Raw genomic sequence first — 1620 nt, 5'->3', positions numbered from 1 at the left:
CGCCCGACGAGAGCGGCGAGGCCGCCGCCGATCGCGCCGAACAGGTGCCCCTGCCAGGAGATGCCCTCGGCGACGCCGAAGACCCCGACGAGCATGGATCCGCCGTAGAGCGCGATCACGATGACGGCGATCACGGCGTAGAGGATGCGGTGCGCGACGCGACCGGGGGCGAACACCCGCATCACGACGTAGCCGAAGTAGCCGAAGACCAGACCCGAGGCACCGACCGTCAGGGTTCCTGGGGCGTTGAACACCCAGGTGCCGATACCGCCCACGACCGCGACGATGGCGGTGACGGCCCAGAACCGACGCGTTCCCTCGACCGCCACGAGACAGCCCAGCACGAACAGAGGCACGGAGTTGGCGATGAGGTGCTGCCAGTTCGCGTGCAGGAGCGGACCGAGCACGATGCCGCCGAGCCCCGAGGCGTCCCAGGACCGCAGCCCGAATCCGGTGAACGAGCCGGGAAGGATCGCATCGGCGAACTGCACGACCCACATCACGACGAGCAGGAGCACCGGCGAAGCGAATCGGCCGAGCGGATGCTGCGCCTTCTGCTGCGGGGTGACGGTCACCGGACGATTGTCGCAGGTGCAGCTACGAGGGGGCTGAGCGTGCGGTCGGGAGAGCCCGCAGGAAAAGAAAATGACTCTCCGCGCACCCAGCAGAGCCCGGTTACCCTTGCTGCGTTTCCGCCCTGGGGGAATTGGCCTGGATGCCGCCACGCGGAGAGCCGTCAACCATCCTAACCCGACCGGCGCAATGGTCCGAATCGTGTCTCTCCTCCCCGCGCATCCTCAGGGGAACCTGCCAGAGCGGCGCACCCTGTGCAGGCTTACGATCGAATAACGCGCACCGCGGCGCCGACGTGAGAGGGAACGCATGCCAGAGAACGCCCCCCTGATCCCGGTATCGATCGATGCCGAGACGTTCGCCGCGCAGACCTCTGCGATCCTCGGTTCGATCGGCCAGGTCATCGACGGCAAGCCGGATGCGGTGCGCAGCGCTCTCGTCTGCCTGCTGGCCGAGGGGCACCTGCTGATCGAAGACGTGCCGGGCGTCGGCAAGACAATGCTCGCCAGGGCTCTCGCCGCGAGCGTGGACGCGACCGTGCGCCGCATCCAGTTCACCCCCGACCTGCTCCCCGGTGACGTCACGGGTGTGTCGGTCTACAACCCGGTCGATCGCGAGTTCGAGTTCAAGCGCGGCGCCGTGTTCGCCCACATCGTGATCGCCGACGAGATCAACCGCTCCTCCCCCAAGACGCAGTCCGCCCTGCTGGAGGCGATGGAGGAGGGTCAGGTCACGGTCGACGGCGCCACGCACCTGCTGCCCCAGCCGTTCCTGGTCGTCGCGACGCAGAATCCCCTGGAGATGGAGGGCACCTACGCCCTCCCGGAAGCGCAGCGCGACCGATTCATGATGCGCATCTCGATGGGGTATCCGGATGCCGCCGCCGAGGCGCTCATGCTGCGTCAGCGTGACATCGTCAGCCCGCTCGCCGCCGTCACGCCACGAGCTGCGCGATGAGCGCGAGTCCTCCGCCTACGAGGTCGAGGAAGACGGCTCGACCGTCACCAAGCAGCCGGGAGACGTGTTCTTCTACGAGCGCGGCCTGGT

Annotated in this window: 1 protein-coding gene, 1 other RNA gene and 1 pseudogene; 1 reads left to right on the top strand and 2 read right to left on the bottom strand. The window is 67.9% G+C overall.

Annotation, left to right across the window (positions count from 1 at the left end):
- Together KZA10_RS14505 and ffs are read right to left on the bottom strand one after the other, a co-directional pair.
- On the bottom strand, positions 1–575 hold a 575-nt coding region (locus KZA10_RS14505; RefSeq protein WP_218683237.1), incomplete at its 3' end, for a rhomboid family intramembrane serine protease.
- A 66-nt stretch (positions 576–641) separates the two neighbouring features.
- An RNA gene (gene ffs / locus KZA10_RS14500) (signal recognition particle sRNA small type) lies at positions 642–738 on the bottom strand.
- Positions 739–882: 144 nt separating this feature from the next.
- On the opposite strand from ffs, the pseudogene KZA10_RS14495 reads away from it, so the two are divergent.
- A pseudogene (locus KZA10_RS14495) lies at positions 883–1515 on the top strand (AAA family ATPase); the annotation flags it as partial.
- Positions 1516–1620 lie beyond the last annotated feature (105 nt).

The sequence above is a fragment of the Microbacterium sp. BF1 genome (genome assembly GCF_019279095.1).
GTDB lineage: Bacteria > Actinomycetota > Actinomycetes > Actinomycetales > Microbacteriaceae > Microbacterium > Microbacterium maritypicum.
The sequence above is the reverse complement of the archived record's forward strand: the minus strand, read 5'-3'. Positions and strand labels throughout refer to the sequence as shown.